The organism is Oceanipulchritudo coccoides, assembly GCF_010500615.1.
GTDB lineage: Bacteria > Verrucomicrobiota > Verrucomicrobiia > Opitutales > Oceanipulchritudinaceae > Oceanipulchritudo > Oceanipulchritudo coccoides.
Genome location: NZ_JAAGNX010000002.1, coordinates 1005338 through 1027160, shown reverse-complemented (window position 1 = coordinate 1027160; position 21823 = coordinate 1005338). Strand labels below are relative to the sequence as shown.

11 protein-coding genes are annotated in these 21823 nt (G+C 54.5%); 4 read left to right on the top strand and 7 right to left on the bottom strand.

The window, feature by feature from the left end; genetic code table 11:
* Nucleotides 1-18: 18 nt before the first annotated feature.
* The 3 genes from G0Q06_RS10120 to G0Q06_RS10110 all read right to left on the bottom strand — a co-directional run bounded on the left by G0Q06_RS10120 (nucleotide 19) and on the right by G0Q06_RS10110 (nucleotide 4500).
* On the bottom strand, nucleotides 19-780 hold the full coding sequence (locus G0Q06_RS10120; protein ID WP_163965327.1) for a hypothetical protein: 762 nt from the start codon (nucleotides 778-780) through the stop codon (nucleotides 19-21).
* Nucleotides 781-932: 152 nt separating this feature from the next.
* Nucleotides 933-3221: a hypothetical protein gene (locus G0Q06_RS10115; protein WP_163965325.1), complete on the bottom strand. Its 2289-nt coding sequence runs from the start codon at nucleotides 3219-3221 to the stop codon at nucleotides 933-935.
* A 187-nt stretch (nucleotides 3222-3408) separates the two neighbouring features.
* Nucleotides 3409-4500 (bottom strand): LacI family DNA-binding transcriptional regulator, encoded by a 1092-nt coding sequence (locus tag G0Q06_RS10110; protein WP_163965322.1) that lies wholly within the window; start codon nucleotides 4498-4500, stop codon nucleotides 3409-3411.
* Between the two features lie 123 nt (nucleotides 4501-4623).
* On the opposite strand from G0Q06_RS10110, the gene G0Q06_RS10105 reads away from it, so the two are divergent.
* From G0Q06_RS10105 to G0Q06_RS10095, 3 genes are read left to right on the top strand one after another with little or no spacing between them, the layout of a single operon-like run.
* Nucleotides 4624-6090, top strand: a complete 1467-nt coding sequence (locus G0Q06_RS10105; RefSeq protein ID WP_163965320.1) for an MFS transporter — start codon at nucleotides 4624-4626, stop codon at nucleotides 6088-6090.
* Nucleotides 6091-6138: 48 nt separating this feature from the next.
* Nucleotides 6139-9414, top strand: a complete 3276-nt coding sequence (locus tag G0Q06_RS10100; RefSeq protein WP_163965317.1) for a right-handed parallel beta-helix repeat-containing protein — start codon at nucleotides 6139-6141, stop codon at nucleotides 9412-9414.
* A gap of 13 nt (nucleotides 9415-9427) precedes the next feature.
* Nucleotides 9428-12007, top strand: a complete 2580-nt coding sequence (locus tag G0Q06_RS10095) for a right-handed parallel beta-helix repeat-containing protein (protein WP_163965314.1) — start codon at nucleotides 9428-9430, stop codon at nucleotides 12005-12007.
* Between the two features lie 26 nt (nucleotides 12008-12033).
* Here the strand turns inward: G0Q06_RS10095 and G0Q06_RS10090 are convergent, their stop codons facing one another.
* Nucleotides 12034-12897 carry a hypothetical protein gene (locus G0Q06_RS10090; protein WP_163965312.1) on the bottom strand — a complete coding sequence of 288 codons (864 nt, stop codon included), beginning with the start codon at nucleotides 12895-12897 and terminating at the stop codon, nucleotides 12034-12036.
* Between the two features lie 171 nt (nucleotides 12898-13068).
* Between G0Q06_RS10090 and G0Q06_RS10085 the strand changes: the two genes are divergently transcribed.
* Nucleotides 13069-15324: an endo-1,3-alpha-glucanase family glycosylhydrolase gene (locus G0Q06_RS10085; RefSeq protein ID WP_163965308.1), complete on the top strand. Its 2256-nt coding sequence runs from the start codon at nucleotides 13069-13071 to the stop codon at nucleotides 15322-15324.
* A gap of 5 nt (nucleotides 15325-15329) precedes the next feature.
* Here G0Q06_RS10085 and G0Q06_RS10080 read toward each other — a convergent pair whose 3' ends face one another.
* The 3 genes from G0Q06_RS10080 to G0Q06_RS10070 form a co-directional block, all read right to left on the bottom strand.
* Nucleotides 15330-18302: an SGNH/GDSL hydrolase family protein gene (locus G0Q06_RS10080; RefSeq protein ID WP_163965305.1), complete on the bottom strand. Its 2973-nt coding sequence runs from the start codon at nucleotides 18300-18302 to the stop codon at nucleotides 15330-15332.
* Nucleotides 18303-18482: 180 nt separating this feature from the next.
* Nucleotides 18483-19403: a hypothetical protein gene (locus G0Q06_RS10075; protein ID WP_163965303.1), complete on the bottom strand. Its 921-nt coding sequence runs from the start codon at nucleotides 19401-19403 to the stop codon at nucleotides 18483-18485.
* Between the two features lie 101 nt (nucleotides 19404-19504).
* On the bottom strand, nucleotides 19505-21820 hold the full coding sequence (locus G0Q06_RS10070; protein WP_163965300.1) for a glycoside hydrolase family 65 protein: 2316 nt from the start codon (nucleotides 21818-21820) through the stop codon (nucleotides 19505-19507).
* Nucleotides 21821-21823 lie beyond the last annotated feature (3 nt).

The window sequence follows — 21823 nt, the reverse complement described above, 5'->3', positions numbered from 1 at the left end:
ATCCAGGTGAGAAAAAAATCAGTCCTTGAGGCGGCGGCGGAAAAGAATCATCCCGAGGGCCAGGAAGCCCGCATACAGCGCGTAGGTCGACGGCTCGGGAACCTCGGTGATTTGCATCGCATTCAAATATCCGCTGTTACCCCCGGAACCGGCAAACTCAACATACAGAATATTACTCGTTTGGGGGGAAAGTCCTGTAAGGCTGGCCACCGTATCTTGATTGTGTAGCCAAGGGGAACCAGGTGTCTGCACGTTCAAACTCACAGAGGCAACTGACGTGGTGTAAGTGTTGTCTGTATACACAGTATAAACTGTGGCATCGTCCGTGCTAAATTTGTGTGACCCAAAAAACGCCAAATCATAGGTCTTGGTGGGATCGAGGCCCTGAATCTGGAAACGACCGCTTACATAATAGTCATACACGGCTTCATCCGCACCGAGGTCCCCTAATGCTGTCGCATTGTAAACCGTCGCCGTTGGATCCGCTGTGGAACCAGACGGACCGTTGAAATAATCGGTACCAGCCGGCGCTCCATCAAATCCAAAATCAATGGTAGTAGCAGAACCAGTGGAATCAACCATATTGGGATAGAAGGCTCCCGACCAGACGCTTGTCCAATAGTTGCCATTTTCATCAATGCCAGCACCTCCAGCATCCACACTCGCTCCGCGAAAGCTCGAGTCATTTCCAAAATCAACAAGCACAGTCACCTGTGCGCTGAGAATCGAGGCACCCAGCAAGGCACCGGCGAGAAGAAGGGTACGTGATGTGTTATTCATCGTGTTAATTAGAATTTAATTGAGATTTATTGGTCCGTTGAGAGCTGATAATTGAAATAGAAACGAGGTGAGGATAAACAGCATTCTCAGCCCGCCGGAAGGTGTTTTACGCTTTACGTAAAACACCCACCGGACGGGAGAAAAAAGGAAGATCAGGGAGCGGCAGTGGCCTCGACGCGATAAAAGGACTTGGCGCCGGAGGCGGGTGTACTGCGGGTGAAGTCCTGCGGGCCTCCATCGCCGGATTGTGGCGTGCCATCGTTACTCCATGAACCAACTCCAAGGGTAGTGCTGGACTGGAGCTGGTAATCAACCCCGGACTGGGAATTGTAGGCGATGGTGAGGGTACCCCCACTCTCGGAAATGGAAACCTCGGGGGCCACAACGGGTGCCGCCCCAACTGCCTCGATGGAGAGGGCATTGAGATAACCTTTTGTTGGATCGGTAGCGCCTTCCCATTGGATAAAGAACTGACCGGAAGCCGGAGCAAGGAGGGTCAACTGCCCGACGCTGGAGAGGTTCCCATAACCACTGCCATCCTCGTGGGTGACGGAGACCGTCCCAATCTGATTTGTGAAGGTATTGTCATCAAAGATGCGGACGAGGGTCTGTGTTTCGCCGCTGAACTGCTTGCTGCAGTAGAAGGACAATTCGTAGGACTGACCCGGAGTCACATCTTCAAGAGCGACGCGGCCAACCCCGCCGTTAGCGACATTGTTGGAATTAACAAAGTCGATGGCAGCCTGAGCCACGTTGAAGGTCGTTCCTGACAAGGAGCCAACCGTGTTGAGCAAATAATGAGCATTGTTGAGCTCGTCTGCGGTCAACGGGTTGGTTGTCCCGAATCCGAGGGAATTTGTGCTGTCGAATCCGCCTGTGCCATAGCCATTGCCAGACCAGTTGATTGGAGTGACATAGCCGTTTGAGTCGACAAGGTCTTCCACAAAACCTGCTCCCACACTGTTCCAGTGGTTTCCATTGATGTCCGGGCTGGGGGCAGTTGCGCTGCGGAAGTTGCTGTCGGAACCAATGTCAATCAAGACAAGTCCTGTCGGGAACTTGAATTTTTTGATGGACATGGCGTTGAGGATGCCGTCACCGGAAACTGTCGTTCCTTCGAAGCGGATGTAGATGGTATTGTCCGTGTTGGCCGGACCCGTGACGATGATCTGACCGACATTGGGAGTCGGCGTCCCCGATCCATCCCCTTGGGTAATCGTGGTCGAGCCGAGCAAATTGGTGAAGGTGGCATCATCGTACACCTGAACAAGTGTGGAATCGCCAGTAAATGCATGGGCGGCCAGGAATGAGAGTTCGTAAGTGGATCCTTCTTCCAATTGGCTGATCTTGAATTCGCCTTTGAAATAATCCGGGATATTGTCCGAATCGGTATCAATTGAGGAGTTGTAAAAGTCCATTGCAACCTCGGCGATATCGAAGTCCGTTCCACTGATTGAAGAGCCGTCGACAGCAGTCTGGACATCTGCAATCTCAAGAGCAGTCGGGGGATTCGAAGTAGTGAGCCCCCATGATCCCGAGCTACCGGTTCCCCAGAGGTTGAGGTCCTCAAAGTCGAGGGTGGTGGCACTGCCGTTGGAATCCACCATGTTGTTCAATGCGGAAAAGGCCGTGCTGTTCCAGATGTTGCCATTGGCGTCCGGGCTGGCTGGAGTTGCACCCTGGAATGTGCCGTCATTGCCAAAATCAATGAGTACCAAATCCGTCGGGGATGCGGGAATGGGGGGTGCCGGTACTTCCTCGATCGAAAAAGCATTCAGGTAACCACTGCTCGAGCCATCATCGGCTACCCAGCTCAGATAAACAGAACTGTCCAGACCGACTGTGATTGTGGCCACACGGTCTTCGTTGTGCTGCCACTCCGCTCCCGTTATCGGGTCATTGTTGACCGCCAAACTGGCTGAGCCCAGGACTTGTGCCCCGTTTGAATTGTCCAGTCCACCGGGGTTGTCAGCATAAATGGTATAAACCGTTGTACCCGGTACATTGAATTTGTGGGACCCATAGAGCGTGATCTTGTAGAACTTGTCCGGATCAAGGCCGCCTATCAGACAATACGAGTTCGTATAATAATCGTAAACCGCCTCGTTCACGCCAAGATCGCCAAGGGCTGTGGCGTTGTAGACTGTGGCAGTTGGATCCTGTGTCGCCCCGGAAGGACCATTGAAATAGTCGGAACCACCTGCAGCCGTAAATCCAAAGTCGATCGTTGTGGCGGTCCCAGTGGTGTCCACCATGTCGGCATAGAAGGCGCCCGACCAGACACTGTTCCAGTGATTGCCATTACCATCCGGGCTGGTCACACTCGCACCCCGAAAACTGGAGTCGTTGCCAATATCGATCAGGACTTTCGTTTGACCATGTACAAAGCTGCTACCAGAGAAAAGGGCAGCAAGCGTCAGGGTAAGGAGTAGCTTTTTCATAGGATTTAGATTCTGAGAAGATTGAGGTTTAGCAGGCCGCTCTCGACCTATACCCGAAACTTTTCAGGAAATTCCGCCCGAGTTGAAGCGCGCCCTGAGTTTACGTAAATCGCACATGCTGGATTGCGATTTCAAGCATTCAGGTTATCTAAAAACTCAGAAGGAACCCTCTATCTTTATGACAAAGCTACTTTTTTGACCTACTGGCAGGTTTACGCCGCGTGTTCGGTTTTTTTCTTTTTGGGGTCGAGGGGCCCAGCTTCCAGGTTCCCTCGACCTGCATGACGAAGGGGACCTCGGGTGCGCCGAGCTGGTTGCGGTTGAGGCTGGAAACCACAAGGTCGACGGCGGCCATGCCGAGCATGCCGGAATTCTGTACAATCCCGCTGATATGGCGGTGACTGGGATTATCAATATCCAGATCAAGATCCGCATAGGCGAGATCCTTGCCCATCTGCAATCCCATCTCTTGAAAGAACCGCGGCATGCGCAATTCCGCGCCGATGATCGCATCGAGCTGATTGTTATCGATCCATTCCTGAATGGCAGAGGCCGAGAGGTCGCGAACGATAAGGGGCTCAATCCGCTCAATTGGATGGTTGGCCCGGTAGACCCGGTAACCGGCCTGCCAGCGTTGATTAACCGTCAAGTCCATGTGCTCGGTCAGGCACAGGCCGATGCGTCGGTAACCCAGCTCGATCAACTTGTCCATCGCGGTTAGAATGGATGCGTAGTGGTCGTGGATCACCCTGTTCAATTCGGGCGAGGTAAGCATGTCCCCAATCGTCACTGCGGCAAACTTCTGCCAGTTGAAGGCGAGCTTCACATGCCTGATCTTACCCGTTAATGTCCGCACCATCGGAGGCACAATGATTCCCTTTACTCCACGGTTCCACAAAATGTCACTCAGCCGCCGCTCCGTCATCCGCGGTTCGTCCATCCAGTGCTCCTCGAGGTAATAGCCGTAGGTCTTAGCCCGGGCTGAGGCCCCGTCCCAATACGCCAGTTCAGTCGGTGAATTGCGCCAGAAACTCCGATTCTCCCCGGTCGTCACGTAAGCCAACGGCAAGCCCTGGTCATCCGAGGTGTCCTTGCGGATCGCGCTCATCAGTTGTGCCACTTCCGGGTTCGGCTTGTAGCCCAGCTCCCCCGCAACTTTCTTTACCCGTTCCTGCGTCGCACGTGGAATCCTTGGATGCTCGCGAAGGGCAAGCGACACGGTCATCTTCGATACACCGACTTTATCGGCGATCTGTTGCAGGCTGATACGTTTTGGCATGGGGCGTAAGGAAAGGGATTCAGAAAAGCGTCTAAAGTTTACGTAAACAATCAGGTCGATGGCAAGATTGCAAGGCATGAAAACACTCTTAAAACAGTTACCCAAAACAGCTACCCCCTCTAAATGAAAACCAACCCCCACCATCAGACCTCCCCGGAGGACCGCATCCCCCTGCCGCAGAAGATATTTTATGGGACCGGGCAGATCTCGAACATCATTCTGGCGCTGGCGATCGTGAATCTTGCGCCTTTCGTCCTGACAGTGGAATTAAAGGTGGACGCCTTTCTGGTTGGGTTGGCCCTTGGGCTTCCGCGGCTGTGGGATGCCTTCACGGACCCGGTGGTCGGGTACATGTCGGACAACTGGCGGTCACGCTGGGGCCGGCGCAAACCCTTTCTTCTACTTGGCTCGGTCTCGGTCGGGATCTGTCTGATGCTGATGTGGCAACTGCCGCAAGGTTGGAGCGAGATGGCCTACTTCTGGTTTTTCCTGGGGATGTCCCTGATATTCTATCTGGCCTACACGGTGTATGCGACGCCGTTTGTCGCGATGGGATACGAGTTGACACCGGACTACCATGAACGGACGCGCCTCATGGGGACGATGAACTTCATTGGCAGCTTGGCCGCCATCCCAATGGCCTGGTTGTTCGCGATCACGCAATGGGACATCTTTGAAGACGGGGTACAGGGGGCACGAGTGCTGGCATTGGGGCTTGGTGTGATGGTCATTGCCCTGGCCATGGTACCCATCACCCTGTTGAAGGACCCGACAAAGCACCGCTTTCTTAAAAAGGATCCTGATGCACGCACGCACGACGGAAAAGAGAAGCTGCAATTCTTTGCCGGACTAAAGACAACCTTGAAAAACCGTAATTTCCGGATGCTTTGTTTTGCGACATTTTCCTTCTTTCCGGGACTTATCCTTATCCAGAACTTCAGCTCCTTCCTCGTCATCTATTATGTATACGGAGGCGACAATGCAGCGGCATCCGTCCTGCTGGGCTGGTCCGGATCGCTGGCTGCCTTTCTCGGAGTTGTCTTTATCCCCTTGGTCACGTTCATGGGAACACACCTTGGCAAGCGTAAGGCCTTCATAGTTTGTGCCGGTCTGGCGCTGTTTGGGACCCTGATCAAGTGGTGGTGCTACCAACCATCCATGCCTTACGTGAATCTCATACCTGGTCCCTTTATCGGTATAGGATTCTCCGCCCTGTGGGTCTTGATGGGTTCCATGATGGCAGATGTTTGTGATGAGGATGAGCTTCACACAGGGGAACGGCGTGAAGGCACCTACAGCGCGGTCTTCTGGTGGATCGTCAAGCTTGGCCTCTCCGCTTCCCTCGCCACATCAGGCCTCCTCCTCAACGCGACCGGATTCAATGAGGATCTAGGTGCCTCGCAGGCGGACGGCGTCTATTTTGCCATGCGGATCTGTGACATTGTCTTCCCGGCCCTTTTCATCAGTGCGGCCATCTACTTTACCTGGAAATTCCCTCTCACGGAGGAACTTTCCTATCAGATCAAGGCGGAACTCGAAGCAAAGCGGGGCAAGGTTGCCATGTTACACGAGGAAGGCGCCCAAGCCTGATTTCCTTAACCAAGGATCATTCGGATCATACGAAATCATTTTTTAATCATGTCACAAAAAACTCGCTACATTTTTTACATAAATGTTTTTCTCCTTGCCGTAGCTTCTTTGACCGGTGCGGGAATCAGTGATTTTGTCGGAGAATTCGACACTGAGTACCTGCGTATGAAATGTGCCTGGAAGGGGAATTACCTATATGGGGACAATTCGACCAGTCTTGTGCGCTGGGAGGAAAGCCGGGATTTGCGCGAGCTCGACACGCACTGGTACCTTCAGGAATCCGGTACTGCCGGAGAGTACTGGATACGGAGCCGGCCAACCGGCCAGGCCATGCACGTGGCCGGCCAAACCGGGGAGGTACAATTCGGCTCGCTCAACACGGGTGATCCGGCCTATCGCTGGATCTTCGAGCAGGACGGCGGGATTTTCCGAATCCGAAGCGCCGAAATTGCCAATCAATACCTTTCCACCGAGATTGAGACCGATAACATTCTGGACTATGCAGGACTGGTTACAGGCTGGTTAAGCCAGCAATTTATTGTGGAACCTATTGATCGAGGAGCCACCCTGCCTTGGCTCAGCTACGATGAGGATAATTATTCGAGTCTTGTCGCACCGGCTTACATCGAGAGTGTCTCCTACGCCTCCGAGGCCGCTTTCAACCGAGACCTTGCCGCGTCCGAGGCACAAAAACTGGCGTGCATTGTTCTGGATGCCGAAGGGACGAGTGTCTCGTGGGTTATTCAGGAGAGTGCCAATGCCGCGGTCATCCGTTACAGTCTCCAGGACGGTGACGCGGGAAACATCACCCTCACGATCACGCCGGGCGGTGGCGGCGGCTCCACCAGTACCAATGTTCCTGTGACATCCGCCCAGACATGGGTCTATTTTGATGGCGGTACGGAGTACGACTCTCCTGCCCCAGGACGGATTCCAGCCAAGCGCTTCGCCGAGGCACGCGTCCTTCTCAGTACGCCCGTCGATGCGGGCGACACACTGACGATCTCCCGCGAAACGGGAGATGAGTTGATCTGGATTGACGTTGTCGAACTGGAAACCGCCAATGAGTTCATTCCGGCAAACCCGGGTGACTACTATTATGTGACCAGTTTCGGCGCCGTTCCCAATGACAGTGGAGATGACTACTACAATTTCCTGAATTGCCTGACGGCGGCTGATGCCGCGGGCAAGAAGGTCTATGTCCCCGCTGGGCGCTACAACCTGTCCGATCGACTCGAACTTCCATCCGGGGCACACCTTCAGGGTGCAGGAATGTGGTACACCGATCTTGTTTTCACCAGCACCACCCCGGGCGACGGAAACGGAGGTGTCTACGCAATGGGCGATAACCGTACCTTGAGCGATGTCTACATCACAGGTCCGCAAACAACCCGCGACGGTGGTTACAAGGGTATTCAGGGCTCATGGGGAACAGGATCACTGATTGAGAACGTCTGGGTGGAAAACACTGCCACTGGGGTGTGGACTGCAGACTTCAACGCGCCCATTCTGGTCACCGACGGACTCATTGTCCGGAATTCCCGCTTCCGCAACATCTATGCCGATGGTATCAACATGTCGAGCGGGACAATCAATAGCATCGTGGAAAACTGTCATTTCCGTAGCAACGGGGACGACGCCCTCGCCTCATGGGCGGCCGGGCAAACCAACGGAGCCGGCCCGACAACAAACCAGCAGTTTCGGTACAACACGATTGAGTGCATCTACAGGGCAGGAGGCATCGGGCTCTTCGGGGGTGGTGCCCACAAGGTTCACCACAATGTAGTGAGCGACCAATACACTGGTGCTGGAATCCGCCTGAACACAATCTTCATTTGGGTCGACGGCATCCAAAAGGGTTACCCGTTTAACTCAACCGGCGACCCAATCAGGATCTACGACAACACCCTCATTCGTACAGGCGCTCGTGGACTCTTCGGTGGTGAAATTGCTGCAATTGACATGGTTACCGAGGACGACGACATGATAAATGTCGAATTCAGGAATATCACAATTGACGGTTCACTCTTCAGCGGAATCCGATTCAATGGACAATTCTCGACCTATGCATCCAATCCGGTCTATTCCAATATCGTTCTGGAAAACATCATCATGGACAATGTTCCCGTTGGCACAGTGGCTTCGGGACTGGCCAACGGAACGGTCGATTACCTGAACGTGTCAGCACTTCTTCCCGCAACCGAGTTTAGCCTGGTGGGGGCTTTCTCCATCAATTACACAACAGCGACTGAGGCATGGCAGACAATATGGTTTGGAAGCCCAACCGCGCCAAATGCGGACCTTGCCTTGGATCCCAACCTGAATGGACTGGTCAACCTCCAGGAATTCGCATTCCTAAACGACCCAGTGACAGGCGGTCCACTTGCCGGCCTGTCGCCAGCATCATCAATTTATCAGTCTGGTGGACAATCCTACCTTCAAATGGACTATCGCCGGCGGGTTGGCGAAGGTCTTGGCAACGCTATCAATGGATACCATGTTGATGGGATCATTTATACACCGGAACTTTCTTCGACTCTTGAAGAAGGCAGCTGGCAGTCAGGCTCTGCGGCTTTCCAGCAAATCGGGAAGGCCCGGTGGAATGGTGACGGAACGGAATCCGTCACTATCCGCTCCGTCAGCCCCCTTTCAGGGGGGTCCAAATTCGCCCGTCTGAAGGTTGATCTGCTGGGAACAAATCCCCCGCCGCCACCTCCTGAATCTGTCACCCTCCTGATCGATTTCGGAAATGATTCCAGTTTCAGGGGAGCTTCTGTTTCCAGCCCTGACCTGAACGGAAATCACTGGACCAGCGTCTGGTCGGGTTCGTTTTATACCAACCTGGTCGACCTGAATGGAGATCCCAGCAGTATCGATCTTGGCTTCTCCACTGCCACGGGAACAGATTATTATAATGGCCCGTCAGGGGTCACCCAGGACCCGGCGGCCTGTGTATACGTGGCAAGCTCTCTTGGGGAGCTGGGCGTGGATGAGGCTGTTTACGATTATTATGTTTCCCCGGTATTCCAGATTCAGGGTTTGAATCCGGCCAAAACCTACGACCTCACATTCTTCGGTTCTCACAAGTTTAACTCAGCTGGAAATGATTCCACAGTATTTACCATCTATACCGATTCCAGCCTGACAACCGCAGTGGCTTCGACCAGCCTTCTGGTTGGCGCCGGGGCATCACACAATCAGGATACTGTAGTCACCCTTTCCGGGTTGTCCCCACAGACCGGCAACATCCTCTATGTTGAGGTTCTTGGCGCAAGTGGTGGGAATGGTTACCTGAATGCCTTGAAGATTACCGAGAATCCGTGATAGTGCAAAACCAATGCCGTTGAATATCAAGACCAAGGTTCTGGTAGTCCTGGCCCTGGTCCTTTGCCGGGCTCTTCCATCGGCGTTGGCGGATTCTGTCAGCTATTATCTCGGCGTACACGATCTTGAATACCTAAGAATTCAACGAGTTGTGGATTCTGCATTCATTTACGCAGATCAGGAGGGACATCTTAATTATGCCGTTGACGGTGGCGATGCCCGAGACCTTCGCTCCCATTGGTACCTGGAACCGGCCCTAGCGAGCGGCTCATACTGGATCCGCAACCGCCTGACCGGTGAAGCCTTGCAGGCGGACGGGCAAACTGGGCCGCTAAAGTCAACAGACCCCGCCCAGCGCTGGATCTTCGAGCCGGCTCCCCCGCATTTCCTGCTTCGCACAGCCTCGCAGTTACCCGAGCAGGCGCAAATTGTGGATCTGGATGCCCTGCCGCGCGGAGCCATGCTGCCCTGGATAAGCTACGATGAGGAGAACTACAACACGTTGACCGAGCCAGCGCACGTGGACAACACCTCTTACAATGCCGGTTTTGAACGCTTTTCCCCTGCAGCGGAAGCCCAGAAAAACGCCTGCATCGTGCTCAACGGCTTCGGCACACGGGTCGAATGGACGGTCAAGGAAACGGCGAATGCCCTCTCTATCCGCTACAGCGTGCAGGATGGTAGTGAAGGAACCATTACACTGACTCTTCGACCCCAGGGCGGCGGATCCGACCGGGTCATAAAGGTCCCGGTGACAAGCAATCAGGCGTGGGTTTACTTCGATGGTGGCACCGAGCATGACAATGACGCCCCCGGGCGCCTCCCCGCCAAGCGCTTTGCCGAGGCGCGCGTTCTGCTTGACGCCCCCGTGCAGGCGGGCGACACGCTTCGACTTTCCCGGGAGTCGGGCGACGAGCTTATCTGGATTGATGTGGTTGAGCTGGAAAGCACCACGGAGTTTATCCCTTCAGACATTTCCGGCTACTATGATGTGACAAGCAGTCCTTGGAACGCCAAGGGAGACGGCGTGAGCAACGATTACTTTGCCCTTGTGAACTGCCTGAACGATGCCGCCAACGCCGGAAAACAAGTCTACTTGCCTGCAGGCCGCTACAATATCCCATATGAGTTGATCCTGCCGGAGGGAACCGGGCTGCAGGGTGCGGGAATGTGGCATTCCGAGCTCTTCTTCTCCGGGGTCGGCGGCCAGACTTCCGGCGGCGTCCGTGCCGATGGCAACAACATGACTCTGAGGGATCTCTATATCGAAGGTTCCCAGACCACCCGCTCCAACGGCTACAAGGGGATCAAGGGGAATTGGGGAACGGGTTCATTAATTGAGAATGTTTGGATTGAAAACACCGAGACCGGGATGTGGATCGCCGATTACTACGGCCAGCCTGGCGTCACCGACGGCCTGGTGGTCCGCAATTGCCGCATCCGGAACACTTTTGCCGACGGAATCAACATGGCGGAGGGCACCGTCAACACGGTTGTGGAAAACTGCCACTTCCGCTCAACCGGGGACGACGCCCTTGCCTCATGGGCCTCCGGCAAGGAGCGTGGGTTCGGCCCCACCCAGAATCAGCGCTTCCGGTATAACACAATCGAGTGCGGTTATCGTGCCGGAGGCATCGGAATCTTCGGTGGCGGCGCACACAGGATCCACCACAATGTAGTGAGCGATCAGTACATTGCCGCGGGTATCCGACTCAACAGCGTCTTCATTTGGGTCAATGGCAGCGAGAAGGGTCACCCGTTCAACGAGTCCGGTGAGCCGATCCGCATCTACGACAACACCCTGATCCGCACAGGTGCACGCAGCCTCTTTAACGAGGAAACCGCCGCCATCGACCTGGTGATCAAGGACGCCGATGTGCAGAATATATGGTTTCGCAACATTGTCATCGATCAGTCCCAGTTCACCGGCATCCGTTTCGAAGGGTACTTTACACAAACCTCCCCGGCCCCCGAATTCCGCAACCTGTCCTTTGAAAACATCCAGATGAGGGAAGTCCCGTTCGGCACCCGCGCGACAAATAGTGCCAGGGGTTCGGCCAGTTACAGGGATGTCAGTGTCGCCACGGGAGTGAACGACCCCTCCCTGAACCGCAACTTCATATTAACCCAACACAACAGCCTTGAAGACTGGCAGGTGCTTCACTTCGGCAGCCCGGATTCTCCCGCGGCCGCCCTTGGCGCGGACCCCAATGGCAATGGCATTCCCAACCTCTTCGAGTTTGCCAGCGGAATGGATCCAAAGTCCGCTGTGACCGACAAGTCAAAACTCCCACAGGTGGAACTGGTGAGGAACGGGGAACAGACCTACATGCAGTTTTCCTTCCATGCCCGATCAGGCGGCGGAAACGGAGACGCCTTGAGTGGATACGCCATCGATGGCATTAGCTGGCTGCCACAGGTCTCCACCACCGCCTCTTTCGGCGATTGGACATCCGGCGGCAGTGTGATTCAACAGTTCGGGAGCCGGATCAACAACGGCGACGGGACAGAATCCATAACCTACCGACTGGCTGATCCTGATCCAGTCTCCGCCTTTGCCCGCCTTAAGGTCAAGGCTTCCACGGCCCCATAGCCGGTTCCCGAGCTGAGCAGGTGCCTCTATTTGATGACAAGCTTCAGCTGTTTGCCATCCTGCTTGATTTCAGCCCTTGAGCCCAGCCCCTCAATTTTGATCTCAGCCGGTTTCCCGACAATCTTATCAGCGATGATAAGCGGAAAGGTTTTGGCTTCGCCTTCATAACGGCCGCCGTCGATTATGATCTTCACACGGTCACCGTCTCCAAGATTGGCTTCCCCGCGAACGTAAATCGGCACGACGCCCGCCTCGGTGAGGATGTAGTTAATTTCCGCCGGTTGCCATTGGTCCGCCTTTCCGGCTTCGAAAGTGATCGAATCCGCAATCACCTTCGGCAAGGTCCCGAAAATCGTGAGACGGCTTTTGCGCTCATTCCTCAAATTAAACCGCAGCTTTCCAATCGCCGATTGTCCTGCCGCAAAAGTCGCCAGCAAGTAGCATTCCCCGGTCGGATTATTTGCCGGGTTTCCAATCTCAAATCCCAGTTCTTTCGTGTTGTCGATCTTGAGCATTCCCCCGGCCTGGATAAAAGTGCCACTGGCATTGGCAGCATCACCCACGACAATGAATTTCGCATTCAGGTATGACTGCTCAATCTGCAGGGTGGGCATTCCGCCTCCATCCGGTGTGCGGCTCAGGCGAACTCCATGGACTTCCCGCTTCGCTTTTTCCTTCATGGAAACTTTGGCAACATTCTGGATGTACACAGTGTCTTCACTGGAGGGCAAACCGTGACTCCAATCAGCTGAAACCCAGTCGGTCTCTCCTTCCAATACTTCCGTCACCCCCCAACCGTGGGTGGCGTTGTGGAAACAGCACAAGCTCAATGCCATGGGGATCAGCCACTTTGCGATGGCTCTGGAGCTGGGGGTGCAGTTCTTTTTCATTTCTCCAAGACCGTTGGTCTGCATAATACCATACTCAAGGCAGGCAAATGAAGAAGTCCACCCCCGCTAGAGGTTTACGTAAATTGTCAATGGGCCTTTACCTGACCTGCCATGGCGGGCCATATTAACAAGGTTAACCCTTTCTTGAACATCCCCTTGGATATCCAGCATATGAACAGTTCCTTTAAACACTCCCCCGGCATGGACTTCTCCACATCCCTCACGGGATCGTTACGCCTTGTTGGAGTACTAAGCTTGTTCAGCGTTGTTGCTTCGACAGGCTATTCGGCTGATCAGTCCTTCCTGGAATCCTTCGAGGACAGTGAATCGGCGATTGTCCCGCGATTCAGTGGCGGGCATGGGATTGCCCATCAGGAACTCTCGATCAGCCGGGAAAAATCCAAGCGTGGAGACGCCTCCTTGAAGTGTGAATTCTCCTTCAAGGAAAAAGGATGGATCATTTACCAGGCGGCCCGCTATTTGCCTGGTGGGGCATACCCGGGAAGCTTGAAGAAGGGCGATCGCCTGAGCTTTTACACCAACTCGGAACCCCTTCCGGCAATGGTCAATGTCCAGGTTGTTGATGCCAACGGGGAATTTTTCCAGCAGAATTTCGACCTGTCCAGCCACGGCTGGACCAAGCGCCGCCTCAAGCTGACTGAATCGGGACTACCCCACCACTGGAACGGGGATGGCAAACTGGACTTCCCGCTGAGCCAGATCAACCTCACCGTCAACATGGACCATGCAGGGTCCGGCCTGGTGTACATTGATGAATTTATGATTGAAGGAGACGACCTCACGAATGTCTGGCCCCCTGTTGACCACACCGCCGGTGGCAAGTACTCGCAGGAGCGTGTGGATGCGGCCCTCGCGCTGTTCAACCGTCCGATTCTGGATAAACCCCTTGTCGAGGGAAAGCACATCCTCGCACACAACATGGCGAGCCTGTTTGACGACCACACGCCAGACCTGGCCTTTCTTGTGCGGGAATATTATGACAAGGACGGCTCAACCGCGGAGCTTGGAGGATATATCCAGTATCTTCCATACATTGATTTCCGGGAAGGAAGTCCGTTGGGGCCGCGCAGCCCAAAGGAAGCGGCTAAATTCGAGATTGAGGCGGCGATTGCCTGCGGCCTCGACGGCTTCCAGTTTTACTATCCCTTCGGTGAGGAGGCCATGCTTGTGGACTATGTTCGCACCATCCGGGCACACTTCGACGCCCTTGAGGAAATGGACGTCGATTTCAAACTCACCCTTTGCTTTGCCAACGCCAATCACCCGATGAGTGAAAAGGACAAAATCACCCGTTGGGCAAAATATACGCGCGAGCTGATTGAATCCACTCCGGAAGAGTTCTGGCTGAAGACCCCGGATGGCCGGCATATCTTTTTCACCTGGATGGCGGACGGCCTCGCCGATGAAATCCCCAATTCCTGGGATGTGCAGTATAATCCGGCCCTCGTAAAGTTTTCCGCGCTTGCCATGGAAAACCTGACGGAAGCCCTCGGCGTGGAGGCCGCCTGGGTCTACTTCTTCCTCAAACTGGATGAGGGCGTGGATCCAGAATTCACCAGCGAGATGCTGAACTACTTCCCGGCGGTCTGGCCGTGGGCACAGTATGATTACCGGCACCACGAGAAAAATCTCTATGACGAATTTGCCCATTTAACTGAAAAGCGAAATCGTGGATTCTTCTATTCCTCCGCCCTTGATTTCTACTCGAGCAAGACCTATCCCACCGGGACATGGGACCTGATATTTGATATAGAGCAGGCCAAGCAACTTGGCGTGCACGGACAATACCGCCACTACATGGAAATGGAACTGACCCGTTCATTCCGCCAGACAATGGAACGCGGAATCAAGCAGGACGCGGGGATTATCAACGTTGTCACATGGAACGACTACGCGGAGGGCCATCACCTGGCACCCGGGGCCAACCGGAATTTTTCCTTTGCCATGATCCTCAACTACTATCGGGAAAAGTGGTTAAACCCGGATTATCAAGTCGAAGAGGACAAGGCGGCCGTCTTTTTCAAGAAGTACCGGCACGATGTGAAACCGGTCTTTGACTACGAGATGCATTCAGAAGGGCATGTCGACCTTTCCGCCGCCGATTTCATCGAGGTGGTCACCTTGCTGACGGAACCAGCTGATGTCTTTATCAATGGCACCCGTGCGGGAACGGCGAAGGCTGGCATTGACGCTGTGCGAATTCCCTCTGAAGTCGGTCCGGTGCGCGTTGAAGTGAAGCGCGCTGGTGAACAGGTTCTCGACCTGGTCGCGACCGAAGCCATCACGGACAAGCCGCATCGCACCGATCGGCACACCTACGGTTACTCCACTGTCGAAGAGGATTATATCCAGAAGGTGTTCGGGGATGATCGTCGTTCCATCCTCCCCTCGCAGGAATACAAATAGTCGGCTCAGTTGAAGGCGTACCAATCGAGGTCCGTCAGGTCAAAGTACCAGCCGCCGATGGAATCACTGGTCCATATCCACGAGGCGGTAGTAAAGGAGTAGGCGTAGAACCCATCCTTGGAGCTGACGCCGTCCTCATGGACAGCCAGCCAGCCATGGGCAGGTCCGTAGTGGTAGACGAACGGCCAGGCCGCGTCATTGATCGGGCCGATCCCGGTGCCCTTGGCACCGGGCACCGAAGGGTCCGCCGGAACATCCTTCCAGAAGGATTCAGAGACAGTCACGCCCGCCCCATTGTAAACCGCCTCGCTCCTGCTCTGGGCCCGGTTCTCCACCGGCTGACCATTGACGAAAGAAGAGTCGCTGAGCGGGGCAAGAATTTCCATGCTGGCATGCTGCAAGGTTCCGGCAGCCTGTGCTGCGGCCTCGTCCTCATTCCAGGCCGCCCGGTAGACGGCCCAATCCTGGACATCCGCCGAGGCGGGCGCGCTGGCTAAGTTATTCCCTCCGAGGACAAACTGATCCGGCTCCAAGTTCTCCCTTAACATTGCGACTTCAACGCCGTCTACAAACAACAAGGTTTGTTGCTGAGCATAGCGATGTGCAAGAGCGATATCATGCCACTCATTGTCCGCCACATCCACGGGGGCTGTCATCTCACGGCCATCCGCAGAGACGTAGGCGATTTCCCCGCTGCGGACTTCAACCGTTGCATACCGGTCAACCGCAGTGTCCACTGATACTTCCATGGCGCCCAGGTAGGCAAAACCACCGGCATCCGGGAGAATTTCAACGAATACTTCTCCGTTGGAACGCGGCGTGATACCGCTTACGAGGCCAATTCCACTGTCGTTTCCGTTGTAGACGCCGTCACTGCCAAGCCCCACACCCGAGGTCACAATATCCGCATACGGGCTAAAGTTGATTTCCGAAGTTGTTCCGGTCACACGGTAACGGGTCTCCCTCAAGTCGTTTGAGGCCCGGGTGCCGAAGAAACGGAAAGTGTACTGCTTTTCCGGATCTAGCCCGGTGATACGCAGCGTACTGGTTCCCGTACTGTAGAAATAATCCTCGGTGGCGGTAGCGACCGCAAAATGGCCCAGCAATTCCGGGTCGGGAGTGGTCAGGCCGCCATTCACGATCCCGTTGGTTCCGCCAAAGGCCGTCACTGTCTCCAGTCCGATGCTTGAGGCGCTTCCATCATACAGAGTGAGGTTTTCGAGCAGCGCACCAACCGGAACAGTTGTGCCGCCCTCGGAGGCTCGCCAATTGTTCCAATGCTGGCCAAGGGCATCGGGGCTTGCTGTGGCACGCCCGTCATCATCGTTGCTCGGACCAAAATCAACAAGGAAGAGCGGCTCATACTTAGCCCGAACTGCCGCCACGGTGCCCGCGGATTCTGTCCGAAGCTTGAAGGAATTGGTGTAGGACCGCATCTTGTCACCCGGCGTGAAAGTCAGGTTTTCAGCGGTTTCCCCATCGCTGACCAGCTGGAGAAACTCCTCTTCGACCGGATAGCTTGGCACTTCCCTTTTGCCGTCGAAATGGATGGCATCGAACAAGGTCGGGGGAATGGAGAGGTACATTTCCTCGTGCCCTTGGAAATTCGGGTGGCCCGGGTCGTAGACAAAGCCGTCCGCCCACTGCCCCATGCCGTTGTCAATTGCTCCGAGCAAGTTGATCGCCGTTACGCCCCAGGAGTTCATGAGCAGGTTCATCTGCTTCACGTATTCATACTTCTCAGGCGTGTAGTCCGCATGTGGATACACATAGGTAATCACCGGATAATATCCCTGATCCTCGCACTTCTGGATCAAGTTCTGCATGCCGTTCTTGAAGGAGTCGAAAACACTCTGTGGGTTGGATGTGAATACCAGGCCTTCATTGGCAAGGGAAAGCGCAATGATCACATATTCCGGCTCGGCATGCGTTACCTTCGGTGCAGCGTACTGGCGGGTCACGTCTGGATCAAAGCGGTTGTTCACAAGGGTTGTGTTGTCACCTGGAACAGACACGTTGACAAATTCCCAATCGGTTGTTGAACCACCGGGAACCTGTGGCTTTTCCGGGGCCGTCAGGGCAAGCCGCAACCGGCCCGCGTAACCATATATCCCATACGAGTAATCCCAATAGTCCTTGCCCGTGTCATTTTCCTGATCATAGTCATGACGATAGCTACCTGCAAGGGACGCGGCAAATCCAGCTGGGACGGATGATCCGGCAACGACCAGCTTGATCCCCTCATCCGGTTCCGGGTCGGGATCAGGGTCCGGACCGCCTCCACCGCCCTCTGTCGAAATCTCAAGACTGCTGATGTAGCCGCTGTTGGCTCCGTCAGCTCCGCCAAATTCCAGATAGAAGATGCCACTGGATGAGGGAGTCAAGTCTGCCAGGACAATCAGGTCCCGGGTATTGTGCACAGCACCACTTCCTACCTGCACCTCCCCGCTTGCAATCAGGTTTAGCCGGTCCGCATCGTCGTAGACATTGATCCGGGTGATGTCCGATGCGTTGTACTTGTGCGAACAGAAAAAAGTCAGTGTGTACTGGCTTGCGCTATCCAATCCCTGCAGTTGGAAATAGCCAGAGGCATCGCCCAGTTTCCCCACATGAAAATCAATCGCCGCCTCCGCGACCCCAAGGTTACCAAGCGCGACCTTGTCGATGTCCAGGGTCAGCAGCATGATTTCAGTAATACCACCGTCCGTCGGCCCGGCCGGGCCGTTGTAGCTGTCCGTACCGTGTGAACCCGGTCCAAAATCGATGTCCGTCACCGTGTTCGTAACATCCACAAGATTGGAGAAAAAGGCGCCTGGCTTGACGCTGTTCCAATAATTCCCGTTCTCGTCCGGATCCGGAACCGAGATGCCGCGGAAAGAGTCGCTGTTACCAAAATCAAGCAGTACCGTCTCAGCCTGCAATGTCGCTGCGCTAAATAAGACAAGAGCCAAGGGGAGTCGGAAAATCATGGGGTTCATTTTCATAAGTTAGGGGTTTTTCAGTGTTTATAAAACTATTTCCAAGTGCTTCAACTAGGCCAAGGCACGGCCCCGTTTACGTAAATCTGATTTCGGGAAAAGAACCGGCCCCTTAGACGGGGGCCGGCCTTTAATCAATAAGCAGAAAATACAAGTATATGTAAGGGGTAAGGAAATGAATTATCTCGGAGTATAGGACCATGCTCCGGAGCCAGAAACCAAGGCTTCAGGCAGGTAGATGTACTTTCCTTGATCGACGCTCCAGATGAAGTCCCCTGTCCCACGAACATAGATCCAACCGAGGAAGGATCCGGTGTTGACATACCCGTCGGGGCCGATCGGGTATCCCGCCCATGTGTCGGCAATAACCTCGTCGAAGCTGACAGACATACAGTTCAAGTAACCAGGCAGGCCGGAGATACTATCACCAAACTCAATGTAGAAAATACCAACATCCTCAGCTGGCGAAATGCCGGAAATAGTACCAACGAGGTTTTGGTTATGCTCGGCACCAATGCCACCAACTGACAGGTCAACAGTCCCAACCAGATTAGTGTAGTCTGGGTCATCATACACATTGTAGCGGGTGATGCCATCTGTGGCGATATCCATGTACTTCTTGCCACCATAGAACTTCAAGGTGTAGCTGACAGCCGGGTCGAGGCCCTGAATCTGAAAACGGCCATCACCTGTGTCGAGCCTGCCAACAATATAGTCGTAAACCGCCTCATCAGCCCCGAGATCGCCAAGGGCAAACGCATCGTACTCGCTGTCTTCTGGTAATTGGCCATCTCCAATCGCGAAATCCCCGTTCGGATCGGTGTTACCAGCGGGCCCATTATAGCTGTCCGTATTCATTGCCGGGGCGTCCGGACCAAAGGCAAGCGAGGTCACGGCACCGGTCTTGTCGACCAGGTCAGGGAAGAAATTTCCTGGGCCGACGCTGTTCCAGTCGTTGCCGTTTTCATCGGGATTAATGACAGAGACGCCTCGGAAAGTCGCGTCATAGCCGAAGTCAATCAATACAGTCGTTGCCTGCGATGTAACTGAAAATCCTGCCAGGGTAATGGCTGTTGTGAGGAGTGTAATCGTATTTTTCATAATTCTTTGAGGGTTTTAAGTCTTATTAGATTCAGGTTACCATGTGTTACAAACAAGCGCCAAATCTCCAGCGAGTTTACGTAAATTCAGCAAGGGAAGGGTCAGACAAAGGGAAGGGACAGCACCTGACCTGGCTGGCAGTGCTGAAGGGTTCCATCGAAGGCGCACGGAATTGGACTGGAATTGGTGGGATCTGCATGGACCTCTATGACATCATTATCAATTGAGACAGAGGCGAGCAGGCCCTGCCAGCAGAATGAGAAGCATAGCCCATTCCATTGTGACGGCAGGCGCGGGCGGAATCGCACCTGATCAGGGAGGAGGTTCAGACCCGCAAAACCCAGAACCGCAACCATCCACGCTCCACCATTGGCCGCAGGATGAGTTCCTCCGATATAGAGGGTTCCCACATGCTGTTTGGAATTTCCGTGAAGGTCGATCGTGGCTGTCTTGAGAAAATATTCATAGGCAAAATCGGGCTTACCGATCTCTGTTGCGACAAGAGAGTAGACACAGGCGCTCAGGCTGGAGCCGTGCTCGGTGCGCGGCTCGTAGAAATTCCAGTTGGCCTCTTTCTGGGCGGGAGAGAAGATGTCATCGAAAAGAAAGGTCGCAAGTACGGTATCGGCCTGTTTAAGAATACATGTTGTCGTGGCTAACCCACTACCACCACCCAAATACTCATTGGGGTCTATGATACGGCCCTTTAGTTGGTCAAGAGAGCAGTCCTCAAGTTGAAAGTAACCATCGAACTGTTCGATAATTCCATTCCTGGGATTTGGTTGTGGAAGATGAAGACGATCCGCAAAATCCTGAAGGCAGTCCCGCTCAGCATCATTGAAGCCAAGGGCTGAAGCAAGCTCACTAAATTTTTCCGGATCAGATTCAGCCATAATCCGTGCCGCCTCAAGCATTGCGCGGACGCAGTGGCGAACGAGATAGTTGGTGTAGGCATTATTATTGACACGCTCGTGATACTCATCGGGCCCGGTGACATCAAGCAGGACGAAGTGCTTGTCGTCGGATGTCCGATACGCCCATGAAAGAAAAAATCGGGCACACTCGAGCATGACCTCGAAACCTCCACTCCAAAGCAGGACATGGTCGCCGGTTACTTGAACATACCTCCAGACAGCCCATGCAACATCCCCGCTGATGTGGATCTGCTTGTCCCGGAAGTATGTGCGCATTGGACGATGCGTGAAGACGTCGGTAACGTTGAAAAGCGTGCATGCGTCAAAGCCACCCTCCTGCCCTTCCCATGGATAAAAAGCACCAACATGGCCGTACTCGCGGGCCTTTTCCTTTGCTCCGTCGAGGGTGTGAATCCTGTAGCGGACAAGGTTGCGTGCCACCTCGGGGAAGGTTGCCAGGAAGAACGGCAACATGAAAATCTCCGTATCCCAGAAGATGGCCCCCTTGTAGACCTGACCGGAAAGGGCGCGCGCAGGAATCGAAAGATGTTCAGAATGAAAGGGAGCTGCGGAAAGCAACTGGTAAATGCTGTAACGCAGTGCATTCTGCCCCTCCCGGTCACCGTCAATAGTGATGTCGGCACGATTCCATCGTTGCTCCCAGACCTCCCTGTGCGCCGCGTGGAGCTTTTTGTAACCTGCCTCGGAGGCAACCGCCAACTCCCTGCAGGCCAGTTCGTCAATATCTGTAACACCGTGTTGATCAAGGGACGTATGGACTGTGGCTACCTTCTCGAGAGCGAGCGAGACAGAACCATCCGCAGAAAACTGCCAGCGGCGCATTGAACCATCAACGGTTTCCGAGCCGACAGGGACCTTTGATTGCCACAGGGCACGCTCAGCGACAGCAACCGGCTCGCCTTTCTCGTGAGTGCTCGACTCAAGCAAAAGTGTGCCATCAACCTGCGAGGCGGAAAAGCCTTCCAGGTGAGGACCGTTCAGATCCCAGATCCGCTGGTCAATTCCGGTTTCGACGGTTACTTCGGCTTGTCCTTGGATTTCAATGACAAATTGCATTGCCATCAGATTCACCTTGTCGGCACTAAGAAAGCGTTCAGCGGACAACAAAACCCGGACCCCGTCCACAGTAAAACGGGTCAGGCGGCGGTGGGTGGCCGTCCTGAGATCAAGACTTTGCTGATGTGCGTCGGGCTTTATATCGAGAGGGTTGAGCCACTTCCCATTGATCGCGATACGCGTAAAGAGCGCATTGGGGGCGTTGACGGGTTCACGCCAGGCATCCCCCACCCTGTCATAAAGTCCAGGGATGAGGATACCGACTTTCTCGTCTGGTCCAAATTCCTCCAGGGTACCACGATAGCCCATACACCCGTTGCCGAGGAGAAAGAGGTTCCCGTGATGGGTCACTTTTTCCGGATCCCAGCCATTAACGGCAACTGTCCAGTCATCCGCGCCGGCGGATCGCTCCTCGGAAGTGTTCATTGA

Coding starts and splice junctions, on each gene's coding strand:
- G0Q06_RS10120 (WP_163965327.1), bottom strand. CDS start 780: ATGAATAACACATCACGTACCCTTCTTCTCGCCGGTGCCTTGCTGGGT.
- G0Q06_RS10115 (WP_163965325.1), bottom strand. CDS start 3,221: ATGAAAAAGCTACTCCTTACCCTGACGCTTGCTGCCCTTTTCTCTGGT.
- G0Q06_RS10110 (WP_163965322.1), bottom strand. CDS start 4,500: ATGCCAAAACGTATCAGCCTGCAACAGATCGCCGATAAAGTCGGTGTA.
- G0Q06_RS10105 (WP_163965320.1), top strand. CDS start 4,624: ATGAAAACCAACCCCCACCATCAGACCTCCCCGGAGGACCGCATCCCC.
- G0Q06_RS10100 (WP_163965317.1), top strand. CDS start 6,139: ATGTCACAAAAAACTCGCTACATTTTTTACATAAATGTTTTTCTCCTT.
- G0Q06_RS10095 (WP_163965314.1), top strand. CDS start 9,428: ATGCCGTTGAATATCAAGACCAAGGTTCTGGTAGTCCTGGCCCTGGTC.
- G0Q06_RS10090 (WP_163965312.1), bottom strand. CDS start 12,897: ATGAAAAAGAACTGCACCCCCAGCTCCAGAGCCATCGCAAAGTGGCTG.
- G0Q06_RS10085 (WP_163965308.1), top strand. CDS start 13,069: ATGAACAGTTCCTTTAAACACTCCCCCGGCATGGACTTCTCCACATCC.
- G0Q06_RS10080 (WP_163965305.1), bottom strand. CDS start 18,302: ATGAACCCCATGATTTTCCGACTCCCCTTGGCTCTTGTCTTATTTAGC.
- G0Q06_RS10075 (WP_163965303.1), bottom strand. CDS start 19,403: ATGAAAAATACGATTACACTCCTCACAACAGCCATTACCCTGGCAGGA.
- G0Q06_RS10070 (WP_163965300.1), bottom strand. CDS start 21,820: ATGAACACTTCCGAGGAGCGATCCGCCGGCGCGGATGACTGGACAGTT.